Genomic DNA, 17812 nt, shown 5'->3' on the forward strand with positions numbered 1-17812 from the left:
ATGTTAGGCCGCTATAGCGGCGAATCCTGGCTTATTTCGTCGAGCGACAGGCTGAAACTGGGAACGAACACCGTCATGAAATAGTCCATTTCCGGGCTGTGGCGCAACTGCAAGGTTTTTTCTAACCGCGCTTTGGCAAGCGTGAATTCCGCGTTTCCTGCGGATAATTCTTCTAGGCATTTCAGGTAGGCGCAGAGCGCGTCTGCTTGCTTAACGATAGCGCGTTCTTCTTCGCTGGTATAGGTATCATCCAGCAGCATTCGATAATCCTGCTGGAGTTCTTCCGGCAACATCTCAACCAGTTTCTGCTGTGCAATCTTTTCTATCTTCTTGTACTCATGCGCGATCTGCGCGTTGTAGTACTTGATTGGCGTTGGCATGTCACCGGTCAGCACCTCGCTGGCATCATGGTACATCGCCAGCAGCGCGATGCGTTCTGCGTTCAGTTTACCGTCGAATTTACGGTTTTTGATGACTGCCAGTGCATGCGCGACAAAAGCGACCTGAAGGCTGTGCTCGGAGACGTTTTCCGTGCGTACATTGCGCATGAGCGGCCAACGGCTGATGAGTTTTAGACGAGATAAATGGGCGAAAAAGTGGCTCTGATTCATGGCGATCTCTCAGACAACAGCACGGTGAAATAACGATATCGTGGGCGTCTATTGTGGGCACTTGCTGGGGATTATGCAAACGAAGGTCAGGTTTTCGCCGAGCGATGACTGCCCGGCGAAGAGCGGTGCTGGGCTATTGGTGATAGTGCCCGAGGAAACGCCCTAATTTGTGGATCGCCATGTCCAGTTCATCAATACGCGGTAGCGTGACGATACGTACATGGTCTGGGTAAGGCCAGTTAAATGCAGTTCCTTGAACCAGCAACACTTTTTCCTGTAACAGGAGATCCAGAACTAGTTTTTGGTCGTCGTGGATATTAAAGCGTTTGGCATCAATGCGTGGGAACATATAAAGCGCGCCACGTGGTTTTACGCATGACACGCCGGGGATCTGATTGATCAATTCCCAGGAGCGGTTGCGCTGTTCGTACAGACGTCCACCGGGTTGAATAAATTCACTGATGCTTTGATAGCCGCCCAAGGCGGTTTGAATCGCATGCTGCATTGGCACGTTGGCACACAAACGCATGGAAGCCAGCATTTCCAGCCCTTCAATATACCCTTTGGCGTGTTTTTTCGGGCCGTTCAGTACCATCCAACCTTGACGGAAACCTGCCACACGATACGTCTTGGACAGGCCATTAAACGTGACTGTCAGCAGATCTGGGGCGAGTGCGGCAATCGAGTGGTGCTGCGCATCGTCATACAGAATTTTGTCGTAAATTTCGTCGGCGAAAATGATCAGGTTGTGTTCGCGTGCAATTGCCACGATATCCAGCAGCAGCGCTTTGCTGTAGACCGCACCCGTTGGATTATTAGGGTTAATGATGACAATACCGCGCGTATTGGACGTGATTTTTTTACGGATATCATCCAGATCGGGGAACCAATCGGAGGATTCATCGCAGAGATAGTGAACGGCATTGCCGTTAGACAGGGAAACTGCCGCGGTCCAAAGCGGGTAGTCCGGTGCAGGTACCAGCATTTCATCGCCCGGGTTAAGCAGAGCCTGCATGGATTGCACGATGAGTTCGGAAACACCGTTACCGATATAGACGTCTTCAACCGTCATATCGCGCATATCCCGCGCCTGATAGTGCTGAACAATGGCTTTGCGAGCGGAATAGAGGCCTTTGGAATCACAGTAGCCCTGTGCCGTTGGCAGGTTACGGATGACATCGACCAGAATTTCGTCCGGTGCCTCGAAGCCGAAAGGGGCAGGGTTGCCAATATTCAGTTTAAGGACTTTATTACCTTCTTCTTCAAGCCGCTTGGCTTCCTTTAAGACTGGGCCACGGATGTCATAGCATACGTTCTCCAGCTTCTTGGATTTTTCAATCGGAGACATAAATAGTACGAACCTTTTTGCAGAGAGCGCATATTCCCAGACGGAATAGCATAACCTGCTTAATGTACTCCTCCTATAGTACCTTTTGAAGAATGATTATCGCTTTCGCTGCAAATGATTGCGCATCTGCACTATATGGTTGTGTACTCGTTGGATGGTGCGATATGGTAGGGGGCGGACGACTGTTCATGCTGCACCTTTTTAGCGCCAAAATAGGGTGACAGGGAGATCGCGTTTATTTAAGTGTGGAGCGTATTTATTTCGCAAGATGAAATAAAGGGAAGGTGCCGTTGTTATTGAATTAAGGATTAAGGCTGGTGAGCCATTTAATTATATGATGTCTTACCAATGGAAAGGCGATAGGGGTAACGAAATATAAGTATTTTTTTGCCCTTATCGTGCGTCTGCGATAGTGTCTTTAAATGTATCGGTCATTACCTGTACATGTAATAAAACACCAGGAATATTTTGTTAAAATTAAAATAGATAAGTGAAAAATCGTATGACCAGTGCAAATCGACCAGTACTTAATCTCGATCTTGATTTACTGAGGACGTTTGTCGCCGTTGCAGATTTAAATACGTTTGCAGCTGCGGCGGCCGCAGTTAATCGAACTCAATCGGCTGTCAGCCAGCAGATGCAGAGGCTGGAGCAACTCATCGGAAAGGAGCTATTTGCCCGGCACGGGCGCAATAAATTGCTGACCGAACATGGTGTTCAGTTTCTGGGTTATGCCAGAAAAATATTACAATTCAATGATGAAGCCTGTATTTCATTAATGTACAGCGATATTCAGGGTATGTTGACCATTGGAGCGTCTGACGATACTGCAGATACTATCCTTCCTTATATTTTACATCGGGTGACATCCGTATTTCCTAAACTTTCTGTCAATGTCTGCGTAAAGCGTAGCGCTGAAATGATGGAGATGCTGAATGAGGGAAAAATAGATCTGGTCATTACTACAATGAACGGTGTGGTGTTTCCTCATGTGTTATTGCGTAGTTCTCCAACGCTATGGTACTGCGCCGCGGATTATCAGTTCCGAGCACAAGAACCCGTGCCTCTGGTTGTTTTGGATGAACCGAGCCCTTTCCGTACGCTGGCTATGCAGCAACTGACGGCTGCGGGGATCCCTTGGCGAATTGCTTATGTGGCTTCAACGCTGTCTGCGGTACGTGCTGCGGTGAAGGCTGGCATGGGTATCACCGTACGTTCAGTAGAAATGATGAGCCCAGAACTGCGGGTGTTGGGTGAAGAAGAGGGGTTGCCGAGATTGCCTGAAACACGTTATTTCCTCTGCCAGAACCCTAACCAGGAGAACGAACTGGCGACGGCAATTTTCAATGTGATTGAATCAGGGAAGCCCTCTCACATTACGCCTGTCAGCCTGTTAGCAAACAGCGCGAATGCAAAACTGTCTTCTGATCCGTCACTGAAGGATGCGATCTAATCGTAATGGGAAGTTAACTATCATTCGGGGAGGGTAGGGATGCACCCCGAATGATGATGATTTATAACTAATGTGTTAAACCGAAATCGGCAGCGCCTTCTTGGCCTGATTTCTTCATGCCGATCCCACTTTGCGTTTTCCATTTCACATCAATAGGCTAGGTGTGCGGAGATTAAGGATTCTTTCCATTTTATAAAACACCGGTTCTATTTTTTTAAAATAATGTTATGGAAAATGGCATCAAACCTTGTTCAGCATCAGCTTGATTTTTTTACTAACTAAATTGATAAAAATGTGTGCTGGATCAAAAAATACCCCTAATAACCCCATGGGGGAACAGGCATTTTCTGTGAAAATGGTATAGTGACGTAGTGAACTTGCTTCCTGTGCTGCTGCACACTGGTTAACTGACAAAAGTACTGATTCGATTTAGCTGCGGATGAGAACACAAAATGTTAACAAAACAGCGTGCATGTAAAGTAATGTACTGTTATTTTTAGTAAGGTTGAAAAAAGGTTACAAATTTAGGGGCTCAACCATACCAAGCAAGGCTTACCTGATACGTTTCCATGCTTTTTTGTGGTTATTAATCCTTCCTTTTAATCGATGTGGCGCATTAACTGCCGATAATAGAGCAGAGATGTTACCCGCCACTTTTGATGAGTAAGCAAAGAGAATGTCAACAACTACTGAAATCCTCGCCCATCATTGGGCATTTGGGCTATTCCTTATCATTGCCGTAGGCCTTTGCGTCTTCATGCTGACCGGTGGGTTCTTGCTGGGGGGAAGAGCAAAAGGCAGGGCCAAAAACGTACCTTATGAATCCGGGATCGACTCCGTAGGCTCAGCACGGTTACGCCTGTCTGCTAAATTTTATCTTGTCGCTATGTTCTTCGTTATCTTCGACGTTGAAGCCCTCTATCTCTACGCTTGGGCTGTGTCTATCAAAGAAAGCGGCTGGATTGGCTTCATTGAAGCAACCATTTTCATTTTGGTGCTGTTGGCTGGTTTGATTTACTTGGTTCGCGTTGGGGCACTTGACTGGACCCCAGTACGTTCCAAGAGACAAGTCGTTAAATCAGACATCATCAACACTACCAACAATCATCCGCAGTAACAGCGAGGCATTTTAAGATGGACTATACGCTCACCCGCATAGAGCCGGACGGTGAGAATGACCGTTATCCCCTGCAACGTCAGGAGATCGTTTCCGACCCTCTGGAGCAACATGTTCACCGCAGTGTCTACATGGGCAAACTGGAACATGCATTACACGATACGGTTAACTGGGGTCGTCAGAACTCTCTGTGGCCGTACAACTTTGGCCTGTCCTGTTGCTACGTAGAAATGGTGACATCATTTACCGCCGTCCATGACGTCGCGCGTTTTGGTGCTGAGGTTCTGCGTGCGTCGCCACGTCAGGCTGACTTCATGGTAGTCGCGGGAACCTGTTTTACCAAAATGGCCCCTGTGATTCAGCGTCTGTACGAGCAAATGCTGGAACCTAAGTGGGTTATCTCCATGGGCGCATGTGCTAACTCCGGCGGTATGTACGATATCTATTCCGTTGTTCAGGGCGTAGATAAATTCCTGCCTGTTGATGTGTATATTCCGGGCTGTCCTCCGCGTCCTGAAGCCTACATGCAAGCGCTGTTGCTGCTGAAAGAATCCATCGGTAAAGAACGCCGCCCTCTGTCATGGGTGGTGGGTGAACAGGGCGTTTACCGCGCCAACATGCAATCTGAGCGTGAGCGCAAACGCGGCGAGCGAATCGCTGTGACCAACCTGCGTTCGCCTGATGAGATTTGACCTGTAGATGATAAACCCGGTGGCCGTGTAATACCCCGATAATAGTGTGCGGTCATTATCAGCTACAGAAATAGCACATTTAATGTGGTGACATATTTATGACAGATTTAACGACACACGATCTCGCTCAGCCAGGCTGGCAAACCCGCGATCATCTTAACGATCCGGTCGTTGGCGAACTGTGTAACCGTTTTGGACCAGATGCATTTACTGTACAGGCAACCCGCACAGGTATCCCTGTTGTGTGGGTCAAACGTGAGCAATTACTGGATGTTGTCGCATTCCTGAAAAAACAGCCGAAGCCTTATGTTATGCTGTTTGACCTGCACGGTATGGATGAGCGCCTGCGCACTCATCGTGAAGGTTTACCCGCCGCCGACTACTCCGTCTTTTATCACCTCATTTCCATTGAGCGTAACCGCGATATCATGCTGAAAGTCGCGTTAGCTGAAAATGATATGCATTTGCCGACCGTGACCAAGCTGTTCCCGAATGCCAACTGGTATGAACGGGAAACGTGGGAGATGTTCGGTATGACCTTTGATGGTCACCCGCACTTGACGCGTATCATGATGCCGCAGACGTGGGAAGGGCATCCGTTGCGTAAAGATTATCCGGCGCGTGCGACCGAATTCGATCCTTTCGAGCTGACCAAGCAGAAAGAAGATCTGGAGATGGAATCGCTGACGTTCAAACCGGAAGAGTGGGGAATGAAGCGCGGTACTGAAAACGAGGACTTCATGTTCCTCAACCTCGGTCCGAACCACCCGTCTTCACACGGTGCATTCCGTATTATCCTGCAATTGGACGGCGAAGAAATCGTCGACTGCGTGCCTGATGTGGGTTACCACCATCGCGGTGCGGAGAAAATGGGCGAGCGCCAATCTTGGCACAGCTACATTCCTTATACTGACCGTATTGAATACCTCGGCGGCTGCGTTAACGAAATGCCGTACGTACTGGCCGTGGAAAAACTGGCAGGTATTGAGGTGCCGGATCGCGTCAAAACGATTCGCGTCATGCTGTCTGAGCTGTTCCGTATTAATAGCCACCTGCTGTACATCAGTACCTATATTCAGGACGTCGGTGCGATGACACCGGTGTTCTTTGCGTTTACAGACCGCCAGAAAATTTACGATTTGGTTGAAGCGATTACCGGTTTCCGTATGCATCCGGCGTGGTTCCGTATTGGCGGTGTGGCGCACGATCTGCCACGCGGTTGGGAACGTCTGCTGCGTGAATTCCTTGATTGGATGCCAGCGCGTTTGGATACCTATGTCAAATCTGCATTGCAGAATACCATTCTGAAAGGCCGTACTCAGGGCGTTGCTGCCTACAATGCGAAAGAAGCATTGGAATGGGGCGTAACGGGTGCAGGTCTGCGTGCTACAGGTATCGGTTTCGACGTACGTAAATGGCGTCCGTATTCCGGCTATGAAAACTTTGACTTTGAAGTGCCAGTAGGCGACGGCATCAGCGATTGCTATAGCCGCGTGATGCTGAAAGTTGAAGAACTGCGTCAGAGCTTACGTATTCTGGATCAGTGCCTCAAGAACATGCCTGAAGGCCCGTTCAAAGCAGATCACCCGCTGACGACGCCGCCGCCAAAAGAGCGCACGTTGCAGCATATCGATACGCTGATCAACCACTTTCTTCAGGTTTCTTGGGGACCGGTTATGCCTGCCAATGAATCATTCCAGATGGTCGAGGCAACGAAAGGCATCAACAGCTATTACCTGACCAGTGACGGCGGCACGATGAGCTATCGTACCCGTATTCGCACGCCGAGCTATGCGCATCTGCAACAGATTCCTTCTGTCATTCGCGGATGTTTGGTATCCGACCTGATCGTTTACCTCGGCAGTATTGATTTCGTAATGTCAGATGTGGACCGCTAATTATGCATGATCACAACAATCACGATCATATTGACGCTCAGGGACAGCCTGCTGCCGATTCGCTGACAAAAGACACTGCTTTTGTATTGAGTGACGCCGAACGTGACGCTATTGAGCACGAAAAACATCACTACGAAGATGCACGCGCCGCGTCAATCGAAGCACTGAAAATTGTGCAAAAAGAACGTGGCTGGGTGCCGGATGGGGCTATCCACGCGATTGCCGATCTGCTGGGTATCCCGGCCAGTGACGTGGAAGGCGTGGCAACGTTCTATAGCCAGATTTTCCGTCAGCCTGTCGGGCGTCATGTTATCCGCTATTGCGACAGCGTTGTGTGCCACATCAATGGCTATCAGGGCGTTCAGGCCGCGCTTGAGCGTAAGCTCAGCATCAAACCGGGACAGACAACGTTCGATGGACGTTTCACGCTGTTGCCGACCTGCTGCCTGGGGAACTGCGACAAGGGGCCGTCAATGATGATTGACGATGATACCCACAGCCATGTGACGCCGGAAGGAATTGAATCGTTATTGGAGCAGTATCAATGAGTAAAGACATTGTTCTGACTGCTGAGCAGCATCCTCTGACCTGGCGTTTACGTGCGGACAAACAGCCGGTATGGCTGGATGAATATCGCAGCAAAAACGGCTATGTCGCCGCGCAAAAAGCGTTAACCGGCATGGCACAGGATGAAGTGGTCTCACTGGTTAAAGACGCTGGCCTGAAAGGGCGTGGTGGTGCGGGTTTTTCGACGGGTTTGAAGTGGAGCCTGATGCCGAAAGACGAAAGCATGAACATCCGCTACCTGTTGTGTAACGCGGATGAGATGGAGCCCGGTACTTATAAAGACCGCCTGCTGATGGAGCAAGAGCCCCATCTGCTGGTTGAAGGTATGCTGATCAGCGCCTTTGCGCTGAAAGCCTACCGTGGCTACATCTTCCTGCGCGGTGAATACATCGAGGCTGCCGTTCACCTGCGTCGCGCAATCGAAGAGGCAAAAGCCGCGGGCCTGCTGGGTAAAAATATTCTGGGCAGCGGGTTTGATTTCGAGCTGTTCGTGCATACGGGCGCTGGGCGTTATATCTGCGGTGAAGAAACTGCACTGATTAACTCACTGGAAGGCCGTCGTGCTAACCCTCGCTCCAAGCCGCCGTTCCCAGCATCTGCGGGTGTTTGGGGCAAACCGACCTGCGTCAACAACGTGGAAACGCTGTGTAACGTACCGGCGATTATCGAACACGGTGCGGCGTGGTATCAGGGGTTGTCTGCGGGTAAAAGTAAAGATGCAGGCACGAAACTGATGGGCTTCTCCGGCCGTGTCAAGAATCCGGGGCTGTGGGAACTGCCGTTCGGTACGACTGCGCGTGAAATTCTGGAAGACTACGCGGGCGGTATGCGCGATGGTCTGAAGCTTAAAGCCTGGCAACCGGGGGGCGCCGGTACGGATTTCCTGACGGAAAGCCATCTCGACCTGCCAATGGATTTTGAGCACATTGCGAAAGCCGGTAGCCGTATGGGTACTGCGCTGGCGATGGCCGTCGATCACGAAATCAATATGGTTTCGCTGACGCGCAATCTCGAAGAATTCTTCGCCCGTGAATCCTGTGGCTGGTGTACGCCGTGCCGCGATGGTCTGCCGTGGAGTGTGAAGATTCTGCGTGCGCTGGAGAAGGGTGAAGGCCAGCCTGGCGATATTGAAACGCTGGAGCAGCTTTGCCGTTTCCTCGGACCGGGTAACACCTTCTGTGCGCATGCGCCGGGTGCGGTCGAGCCGCTGCAAAGTGCCATCAAGTATTTCCGGGAAGAATTCGAAGCGGGTATCTCTAAACAGTATTTAGGCAACCTCAAAGCGATTGGCGGTATTCAGCCTAACCTGTTGAAAGAGCGCTGGTAAGCTATCGCTCAATACGTGCGAGATGCAGTGAATGTATCCGCAGGGTGGCGCAAATAAGCCACCCTCATAAACCCAATAGATTTCAAGGCGCAGGCAGCAAACGCATCGGCGATTTGAAAAATGAGGGTATACAGAATTTTTGATTAGCGCCCGTGGTAACACGGGCCATTATGGAAGCATGCTGACTATGGCTACTATTCATGTAGACGGCAAAGAGTATGAAGTAAACGGAGCGGACAACCTTCTGGAAGCTTGCCTGACTCTGGGACTTGATATTCCTTACTTTTGCTGGCACCCCGCGCTCGGGAGCGTCGGATCCTGCCGCCTCTGTGCGGTAAAACAGTACCAAAACGCGGAAGACACCCGCGGTCGTCTGGTGATGTCTTGTATGACACCGGCAACCGAAGGAACGTTCATCGCGATTGAAGATGAAGAAGCTAAGCTATTCCGTAAGACGATAGTTGAGTTTCTAATGACCAATCATCCGCACGACTGTCCAGTGTGTGAGGAAGGCGGTAACTGTCATTTGCAGGATATGACGGTTATGACGGGGCAGAACTTCCGTCGCTATCGCTTCACCAAACGTACCCACCGCAATCAGGATCTCGGGCCGTTCATTTCCCATGAGATGAACCGCTGTATCGCATGCTACCGCTGCGTGCGTTACTACAAAGACTACGCGGATGGCAAAGATCTCGGCGTTTACGGCGCACACGACAACGTCTACTTCGGTCGCCCAGAAGATGGCACGCTGGAAAGCGAGTTCTCTGGCAACCTGGTTGAAGTGTGTCCTACTGGTGTTTTCACCGATAAAACGCACTCTGAGCGCTATAACCGTAAATGGGATATGCAGTTTGCACCGAGCGTCTGCCAGCAGTGCAGCATCGGCTGTAATACCAGTCCCGGTGAGCGCTATGGCGAACTGCGTCGTATCGAAAACCGTTTCAACGGTAGCGTAAACCACTATTTCCTGTGTGACCGCGGCCGTTTTGGTTACGGCTATGTCAACCAGAAAGATCGTCCGAATCAGCCTCTGCAACGTCGTGGTAATGACTGGATCGCGCTGAATGCCGATCAGGCATTGCAAGGTGCGGCAGATGTGCTGCGTCAGGCGAAGAAAACGATCGGTATCGGTTCTCCGCGCGCCAGCATTGAGAGCAACTTCGCGTTGCGTGAGCTGGTGGGTGCAGAAAACTTCTACACCGGTATCGCGCAGGAAGAACAAAATCGTCTGCAACTGATCCTGAAAGTGCTGCGTGAAAGCGGTGTGAGAACACCGGCGCTGCGTGAGATCGAAGGCTACGATGCGGTTCTGATTCTGGGTGAAGACTTGACGCAGACGGGGGCGCGTATCGCACTGGCTGTTCGTCAGGCCGTTAAAGGTAAAGCTCGCGAAATGGCAGCCGCACAGAAAGTGGCTGACTGGCAGATTGCGGCGATCATGAACATCGGTCAGCATGCCAAGCACCCGCTATTTGTCACCAACGTCGATAACACCCGTCTGGACGACATCGCTGCATGGAACTACCGTGCGCCGGTTGCCGATCAGGCTCGTCTTGGCTTCGCCATTGCACACGGTCTGGATAGCAGCGCACCAGCAGTTACCGATCTGGCTGCGGGCCTCGACCAGAAAGTCGATATCATCGTACAGGCGCTGGCCGGTGCGAAAAAACCACTCATCATCTCCGGTACCAATTCAGGTAGCGAGGAAGTGATCTCTGCGGCGGCAAACGTTGCCAAAGCGCTGAAAAATCGCGGTTCTGACGTCGGCATAACCTTTGTTGCTCCTGCTGCTAACAGCATCGGGTTGTCAATCATGGGGGGCGGTTCGCTGGATGACGCGCTGGCGCAGTTGGAAAACGGTGACGCTGATAGCGTGGTGGTTCTGGAGAACGATCTCTACCGTCATGCCCCAATCGCTCGCGTTGACGCGGCGCTGGAAAAAGCGGAAAACCTGATTGTGGTTGACCATCAGCGTACTCGCATCATGGATAAGGCCAGCATCATTCTGTCTGCTGCTAGCTTTGCTGAAAGCGACGGTACGTTGGTGAATCAGGAAGGCCGCGCTCAGCGTTTCTTCCAGGTTTATGACCCAACGTACTACAACGACAAAATTGTGATGCTGGAAAGCTGGCGCTGGCTGCACTCGCTGTATATCACCTATAACAGCCGTCAGGTTGACTGGACGCAGTTGGATAATGTGATTGATGCGTGTGTTGCTGAATTGCCGCAGTTGGCTGGAATTAAAGACGCTGCGCCTGACGCCTCATTCCGTATTCGTGGTCAGAAACTGTCGCGTTCACCGATTCGCTCCAGCGGCCGTACTGCGATGCGTGCCAATATCAGCGTGCATGAACCGCGTCAGCCCGTCGATAAAGACACCATGTTTGCCTTCTCGATGGAAGGGAACAACAGCCCGACGGCTAATCGTCAGCAGATTCCTTTTGCCTGGGCACCAGGCTGGAACTCACCGCAAGCCTGGAACAAATTCCAGGACGAAGTGGGCGGACATTTGCGGCATGGCGATCCGGGGGTGCGTATGATCGAAGCCGGAGAAGGTTCGCTGGCGTATTTCGATAACATTCCTGCGGCTTTCGTCCCACAAGCGGGTCAATGGCGCGTTGCGCCGTATTATCACCTATTTGGTAGTGATGAAATGTCACAGCGTTCTGACGTGATTCAGCAGCGTATGCCAGAGCCTTACGTGATGGTGAACCCGGCTGATGCGGCAACGCTGGGCGTGAACGCCGGTGCGTTGCTGGAGTTGACCTGTGCAGGACAAACGTTACGTCTGCCACTGCGCTTAAGTGCGGCATTGAGTCAGGGACAGGTTGGTTTACCGCTGGGCTTACCGGGTATTGCACCGGTGCTGGCGGGTGCAACCGTTGAAAATCTGCGGGAGGCCGCACAATGAGTTGGTTAACACCGGAATTAATCGAAATTCTGATCTCCGTCGGAAAAGCGATCGTGATTCTGCTGGTTGTGGTGACCTGTGGCGCATTCATGAGTATGGGTGAACGTCGACTGCTCGGCCTCTTCCAGGGACGCTATGGGCCGAACCGGGTAGGTTGGGGCGGTTCATTGCAGCTTGTCGCTGACATGATCAAGATGTTCTTCAAGGAAGACTGGGTGCCGAATTTCACCGATAAGGTGATCTTCACACTGGCACCGATGATCGCGTTTACGTCAATGCTGATTGCCTTTGCGATTGTGCCGATCACGCCAACCTGGGGTGTCGCCGATCTGAACATCGGTATCCTGTTCTTCCTGATGATGGCGGGTTTAGCCGTTTACGCGGTGCTGTTTGCCGGCTGGTCGAGTAACAACAAATACTCGCTGCTGGGTGCGGTACGTGCTTCTGCTCAGACCGTGAGCTACGAAGTGTTCATCGGCCTGTCGCTGATGGGGGTTGTCGCGCAGGCGGGCTCGTTCAACATGCGTGACATCGTCGATTCTCAAGAACACCTGTGGAACGTTATTCCGCAGTTCTTCGGCTTTATTACGTTTGCCATCGCAGGCGTGGCGGTGTGTCACCGTCACCCGTTTGACCAGCCTGAAGCTGAACAGGAACTGGCAGATGGTTACCACATTGAATACTCCGGTATGAAATTTGGTCTGTTCTTTGTTGGTGAATATATCGGGATCGTGACGGTTTCCGCGCTGATGGTGACCTTATTCTTCGGTGGCTGGCATGGTCCAATCCTGCCTCCGTTTGTCTGGTTTGCGCTGAAAACTGGCTTTTTCATGATGATGTTCATCCTGATTCGTGCTTCGTTACCCCGTCCGCGTTATGACCAGGTGATGTCTTTCGGTTGGAAAGTCTGTCTGCCGATAACGCTTTTGAATCTGCTGGCGACAGCGGCCGTCATTTTGTACAACGCTTAAGAAGGGGTGAATAAACCATGACATTGAAAGAGTTAGTGGTTGGTTTCGGCACCCAGATACGCAGTATCTGTATGGTGGGATCGAATGCTTTTAAGAAGCGCGAAACCAGAATGTATCCAGAAGAGCCTGTGAATCCACCGCCGCGCTACCGTGGTCGTATCGTGCTGACGCGCGATCCTGATGGTGAAGAGCGTTGCGTTGCCTGCAACCTGTGTGCGGTGGCCTGTCCGGTCGGCTGTATCTCATTGCAGAAAGCGGAAACCAAAGATGGTCGCTGGTATCCGGAGTTCTTCCGCGTCAACTTCTCGCGCTGCATTTTCTGCGGCTTCTGTGAAGAAGCCTGCCCGACAACCGCTATCCAGCTGACGCCGGATTTCGAGATGGGCGACTACAAACGTCAGGATCTGGTGTACGAGAAAGAAGATTTGCTGATATCGGGGCCGGGTAAATATCCGGAATACAATTTCTACCGGATGGCTGGTATGGCAATCGATGGGAAAGACAAAGGCGAAGCTGAAAACGAAGCCAAACCCATTGATGTCAAAGGCCTGTTGCCCTAAGGAGCTAGCATGGAATTCGCTTTTTATACCACAGGCTTGATTGCTATACTGGCGACATTGCGCGTCATTACGCATACCAATCCTGTGCATGCATTGTTGTATATGGTCACCTCGCTCATGGCGATTGCGGGCGTATTTTTCTCGCTGGGGGCTAATTTTGCCGGCGCGCTGAGCATCATCGTGTATGCAGGTGCCATAATGGTGCTGTTTGTGTTCGTGGTCATGATGCTCAACCTCGGTAATTCCGTAGAAGAACAAGAGCGGAATTGGCTGAAGCCCAGCGTCTGGATCGGTCCGGGTATCCTTTCACTGGCATTACTGGTGATTGTCGTCAACGCCATCCTTAGCCTGAAAGAGCAGGGCATCACGGGTACGCCAGTTGAGGCGAAAGCCGTGGGTATCAGCCTGTTTGGTCCTTATGTTCTGGCCGTTGAATTGGCATCAATGCTGCTGCTGGCGGGATTGGTTGTCGCTTTCCACATTGGTCGTGAAGATAAACGTGGTGACGTTGTCAGTAAAGAAGGCGCGAACCAGGACGTTGAGAAGAAAATAACGGGGGAACGCGCATGATTCCGTTACAACATGGGTTAATTTTAGCCGCTATCCTGTTTGTCCTCGGGCTGACTGGTCTGTTGATTCGCCGTAACCTGCTGTTTATGTTGATCAGTCTCGAAATTATGATCAATGCTGCCGCGCTGGCTTTTGTCGTCGCAGGCAGTTACTGGCAGCAGCCGGATGGTCAGGTGATGTACATTCTGGCGATTACGCTGGCAGCGGCTGAGGCCAGTATTGGTCTGGCACTGTTGCTACAAATGTATCGTCGTCGTCAGACCCTGAATATTGATACAGTCAGTGAGATGCGCGGATGAACTTACTCTATTTAACAATACTCTTCCCGCTGCTCGGCTTTCTGTTGCTGGCATTTTCCCGCGGTCGCTGGTCGGAAAATACGTCCGCGACCGTCGGTGTTGGCTCGATTGGTCTGGCAGCGTTGGTTACCGCTTGGGTTGTGGCTGATTTCATGGGCCAACAGCACGGTGGCGTGACCTTCTTTAATCAGCATCTGTGGACATGGATGGCCGTCGGCAACTTCGATATCAGCGTAACGCTGACGCTCGATGGCCTTTCGGTGACGATGCTGTCCGTTGTAACGGGCGTTGGTTTCTTTATCCACCTGTTTGCCTCCTGGTACATGCGTGGGGAAGAGGGATATTCCCGCTTCTTTGCCTACACCAACCTGTTTATCGCAAGTATGGTCGTTCTGGTACTGGCTGATAACCTGTTGTTGATGTACCTCGGCTGGGAAGGGGTGGGGCTGTGCAGTTACCTGCTGATTGGTTTCTACTACACCAATCCGAAGAACGGCGCGGCGGCGATGAAAGCTTTCATCGTTACGCGTGTGGGTGACGTCTTCCTCGCCTTTGCCCTGTTCATCCTTTACAAAGAACTAGGTACGCTTAACTTCCGCGAGTTGATGGTATTGGCACCGCAGAAACTGGCTGAAGGTTCACCGGAAATCACCTGGGCTACGCTGATGTTGCTGGGTGGTGCGGTCGGTAAATCGGCACAGCTGCCGCTGCAAACCTGGCTTGCGGATGCAATGGCCGGTCCAACTCCAGTATCTGCACTGATCCACGCCGCGACGATGGTTACCGCGGGCGTTTACCTGATTGCGCGTACAAACGGCCTGTTCCTGATGGCACCGGATGTTCTGCATCTGGTGGGGATTGTGGGGGCAGTAACGCTGGTGCTTGCAGGTTTTGCCGCTTTGGTTCAAACCGACATCAAGCGCGTCTTGGCCTACTCCACCATGAGTCAGATTGGTTACATGTTCCTGGCGCTGGGCGTTCAGGCATGGGATGCCGCGATTTTCCACCTGATGACGCACGCGTTCTTTAAAGCGCTGCTGTTCCTTTCGTCTGGTTCGGTTATTCTGGCCTGCCACCACGAGCAGAACATCTTCAAGATGGGCGGCCTGCGTAAAACGATTCCGCTGGTTTATGTTTGCTTCCTGGTCGGAGGCGCGGCGCTGGCTGCACTGCCGCTGATTACCGCAGGCTTCTTCAGTAAAGACGAGATTCTGGCTGGCGCATGGGCAAATGGTCACGTCAATCTGATGGTAGCTGGCTTGGCCGGTGCTTTCATGACCTCGCTGTATACGTTCCGTATGATTTTCATCGTGTTCCACGGTGAAGAGAAAACCAAAGCGCATGCAGGAAAAGGCATTTCTCACCACTTACCGCTGGTTGTGCTGATGATTCTGTCCACCTTTATTGGTGCGATGATTGTTCCGCCGTTGCACGGTGTATTGCCGGCGACGACTGAGCTTGAACACGGTCAGTTGATGACGCTGGAAATTACCTCTGGCGTGGTGGCGATTGCCGGTATTCTGCTTGCCGCTGTGCTGTGGCTGGGTAAACGTCAGGCGGTGAATAGCATCGCGAAGAGTGCTCCGGGTCGTTTCTTCTCGACCTGGTGGTTCCACGCGTGGGGTTTCGACTGGTTGTACGACCATGTCTTTGTTAAACCGTATCTGGCTATCGCGAAGCTGTTGCAGCGTGATCCGTTAAATGCATTGATGACGCTTCCTGCTACGATTACCCGTTGGGGTAACCGTGGGCTGGCGCTCAGTGCGAATGGTCAGTTGCGCTGGTACGTTGCTTCTATGGGCTTTGGTGCCGTGCTGGTGCTGGCCTTGTTACTGCTGGTCTAAGGCAGTATCCGGTAACGTATAAAAGGTAGGGCATTCTGCAGATAGGAATGCCCGCCACGGCAAGTTTTCAGATTTCTTTAATTTAGGGACACAAAACGCCATGCTACTACCTTGGCTAATTCTTCTCCCCTTTATCGGCGGTCTGCTGTGCTGGCAGTTAGAGCGTTTTGGTACGAAAGTACCGCGCTGGATAGCGTTGATTGCAATGGGGCTGACACTCGCACTGTCTCTGCAACTATGGTTGCAAGGCGGTTACTCACTGACGGCGCCGACAGGCGTACCACAATGGCAATCCGAGTTTTATGTGCCATGGATCCCACGCTTCGGCATCGGCATCCATCTTGCGCTGGATGGCCTGTCGCTGCTGATGGTAGTGCTGACGGGGCTGCTGGGCGTGTTGGCAATCCTCTGTTCCTGGAATGAAATTCAGCGTTATCAGGGCTTCTTCCACCTGAATCTGCTGTGGATTCTGGGCGGCGTTATCGGCGTGTTCCTTGCCATCGACATGTTCCTGTTCTTCTTTTTCTGGGAAATGATGCTGGTACCGATGTATTTCCTGATTGCGCTGTGGGGGCATAAAGGCTCCGACGGTAAAACCAGAATTACGGCGGCAACCAAGTTCTTCATCTATACCCAGTCAAGCGGCCTGATCATGTTGATCGCGATTCTGGCGCTGGTTTTTGTGCATCACAATGCCACCGGCGTTTGGACGTTCAACTATGAAGACCTGCTGAAGACGCCGATGTCATACGGTGTTGAGTATCTGCTGATGCTGGGCTTCTTCATCGCGTTTGCTGTAAAAATGCCTGTCGTGCCGTTGCACGGTTGGCTGCCAGATGCACACAGTCAGGCGCCAACTGCGGGTTCTGTTGACCTGGCAGGGATCCTGTTGAAAACGGCGGCCTATGGCCTGCTGCGCTTCAGCCTGCCGCTGTTCCCGAACGCCTCCCATGCTTTTGCACCGATCGCTATGTGGCTGGGTGTGATTGGTATCTTCTACGGTGCCTGGTTGGCGTTTAAACAGACGGATATCAAACGTCTGATTGCTTATACCTCTGTGTCCCACATGGGCTTCGTGATGATTGCCATCTATTCCGGTAATCAGTTGGCTTATCAGGGTGCCGTGATTCAGATGATTGCGCACGGCTTGTCCGCTGCTGGTCTGTTCATTCTGTGTGGTCAACTCTACGAACGTCTGCATACCCGTGACATGCGTGAAATGGGTGGCCTGTGGTCGCGCTTGAAGTTCCTGCCTGCGCTGTCCCTGTTCTTTGCTGTGGCAACCTTGGGGATGCCGGGCACAGGTAACTTTGTCGGCGAATTCATGATTCTGTTCGGCAGCTATCAGGTTGTGCCGGTGATTACGGTGATCTCAACCTTCGGTCTGGTATTTGCGTCGGTCTACTCACTGATCATGATTCAGCGTGCTTATTACGGTACGCCTAAATCTGATGAACCATTGAAGAGTATGTCGCTTCGCGAATTGTCTATCGTGATGCTGTTGGTGGTATTACTGGTGTTGTTAGGGGTTTACCCGCAACCGATTCTGGATACCTCCAGTGCCGCGATGTCAAATATCCAGCAGTGGTTTATGTCGTCTGCTCCAGATTCAATTATTTCAACAACAAGGCCGTAATTCGC

Annotated in this window: 15 protein-coding genes; 13 read left to right on the plus strand and 2 right to left on the minus strand. The window is 51.7% G+C overall.

Annotation, left to right across the window (positions count from 1 at the left end; all coding sequences use genetic code 11):
* Positions 1 to 11: 11 nt before the first annotated feature.
* Positions 12 to 611: a 5'-deoxynucleotidase gene (yfbR, locus tag IG609_RS06510; protein ID WP_116166186.1), complete on the minus strand. Its 600-nt coding sequence runs from the start codon at positions 609 to 611 to the stop codon at positions 12 to 14.
* Between the two features lie 133 nt (positions 612 to 744).
* Positions 745 to 1959 carry a pyridoxal phosphate-dependent aminotransferase gene (locus tag IG609_RS06515; RefSeq protein ID WP_039491522.1) on the minus strand — a complete coding sequence of 405 codons (1215 nt, stop codon included), beginning with the start codon at positions 1957 to 1959 and terminating at the stop codon, positions 745 to 747.
* Positions 1960 to 2461: 502 nt separating this feature from the next.
* Here IG609_RS06515 and lrhA point away from each other — a divergent pair.
* From lrhA to nuoM, 13 genes are all read left to right on the plus strand, one after another.
* The gene (gene lrhA / locus IG609_RS06520; protein WP_193400302.1) at positions 2462 to 3412 is read left to right on the plus strand and encodes a transcriptional regulator LrhA; all 951 of its coding nucleotides are present in this window, start codon (positions 2462 to 2464) and stop codon (positions 3410 to 3412) included.
* A gap of 676 nt (positions 3413 to 4088) precedes the next feature.
* The gene (locus IG609_RS06525) at positions 4089 to 4529 is read left to right on the plus strand and encodes an NADH-quinone oxidoreductase subunit A (RefSeq protein WP_010278904.1); all 441 of its coding nucleotides are present in this window, start codon (positions 4089 to 4091) and stop codon (positions 4527 to 4529) included.
* Positions 4530 to 4546: 17 nt separating this feature from the next.
* Positions 4547 to 5221, plus strand: a complete 675-nt coding sequence (locus tag IG609_RS06530) for a NuoB/complex I 20 kDa subunit family protein (protein WP_005969846.1) — start codon at positions 4547 to 4549, stop codon at positions 5219 to 5221.
* 98 nt (positions 5222 to 5319) lie between these two features.
* Complete coding sequence (nuoC, locus tag IG609_RS06535; RefSeq protein WP_039484051.1) at positions 5320 to 7119, plus strand: NADH-quinone oxidoreductase subunit C/D; 1800 nt, start codon at positions 5320 to 5322, stop codon at positions 7117 to 7119.
* Between the two features lie 2 nt (positions 7120 to 7121).
* Positions 7122 to 7667: an NADH-quinone oxidoreductase subunit NuoE gene (nuoE, locus tag IG609_RS06540; RefSeq protein ID WP_226373369.1), complete on the plus strand. Its 546-nt coding sequence runs from the start codon at positions 7122 to 7124 to the stop codon at positions 7665 to 7667.
* The gene (gene nuoF / locus IG609_RS06545; RefSeq protein WP_193398509.1) at positions 7664 to 9013 is read left to right on the plus strand and encodes an NADH-quinone oxidoreductase subunit NuoF; all 1350 of its coding nucleotides are present in this window, start codon (positions 7664 to 7666) and stop codon (positions 9011 to 9013) included. Before nuoE ends, nuoF begins: the two co-directional genes overlap by 4 nt.
* Before the next feature lie 187 nt (positions 9014 to 9200).
* On the plus strand, positions 9201 to 11927 hold the full coding sequence (gene nuoG / locus IG609_RS06550) for an NADH-quinone oxidoreductase subunit NuoG (RefSeq protein ID WP_193398508.1): 2727 nt from the start codon (positions 9201 to 9203) through the stop codon (positions 11925 to 11927).
* Positions 11924 to 12898: an NADH-quinone oxidoreductase subunit NuoH gene (nuoH, locus tag IG609_RS06555; RefSeq protein ID WP_102117728.1), complete on the plus strand. Its 975-nt coding sequence runs from the start codon at positions 11924 to 11926 to the stop codon at positions 12896 to 12898. Before nuoG ends, nuoH begins: the two co-directional genes overlap by 4 nt.
* Before the next feature lie 17 nt (positions 12899 to 12915).
* Positions 12916 to 13458, plus strand: coding sequence for an NADH-quinone oxidoreductase subunit NuoI (nuoI, locus tag IG609_RS06560; RefSeq protein WP_010278884.1), 543 nt, complete (start codon positions 12916 to 12918; stop codon positions 13456 to 13458).
* Positions 13459 to 13467: 9 nt separating this feature from the next.
* A complete protein-coding gene (gene nuoJ, locus IG609_RS06565; RefSeq protein ID WP_193400283.1) occupies positions 13468 to 14028 on the plus strand; it encodes an NADH-quinone oxidoreductase subunit J in 561 nt (186 codons plus the stop codon).
* The gene (gene nuoK / locus IG609_RS06570) at positions 14025 to 14327 is read left to right on the plus strand and encodes an NADH-quinone oxidoreductase subunit NuoK (protein ID WP_005969835.1); all 303 of its coding nucleotides are present in this window, start codon (positions 14025 to 14027) and stop codon (positions 14325 to 14327) included. Before nuoJ ends, nuoK begins: the two co-directional genes overlap by 4 nt.
* Positions 14324 to 16171, plus strand: coding sequence for an NADH-quinone oxidoreductase subunit L (nuoL, locus tag IG609_RS06575; RefSeq protein WP_193400281.1), 1848 nt, complete (start codon positions 14324 to 14326; stop codon positions 16169 to 16171). Before nuoK ends, nuoL begins: the two co-directional genes overlap by 4 nt.
* Before the next feature lie 100 nt (positions 16172 to 16271).
* The gene (nuoM, locus tag IG609_RS06580) at positions 16272 to 17807 is read left to right on the plus strand and encodes an NADH-quinone oxidoreductase subunit M (RefSeq protein WP_039484058.1); all 1536 of its coding nucleotides are present in this window, start codon (positions 16272 to 16274) and stop codon (positions 17805 to 17807) included.
* Positions 17808 to 17812: the final 5 nt, after the last annotated feature.

The organism is Pectobacterium quasiaquaticum (assembly GCF_014946775.2).
Taxonomy (GTDB): domain Bacteria; phylum Pseudomonadota; class Gammaproteobacteria; order Enterobacterales; family Enterobacteriaceae; genus Pectobacterium; species Pectobacterium aquaticum.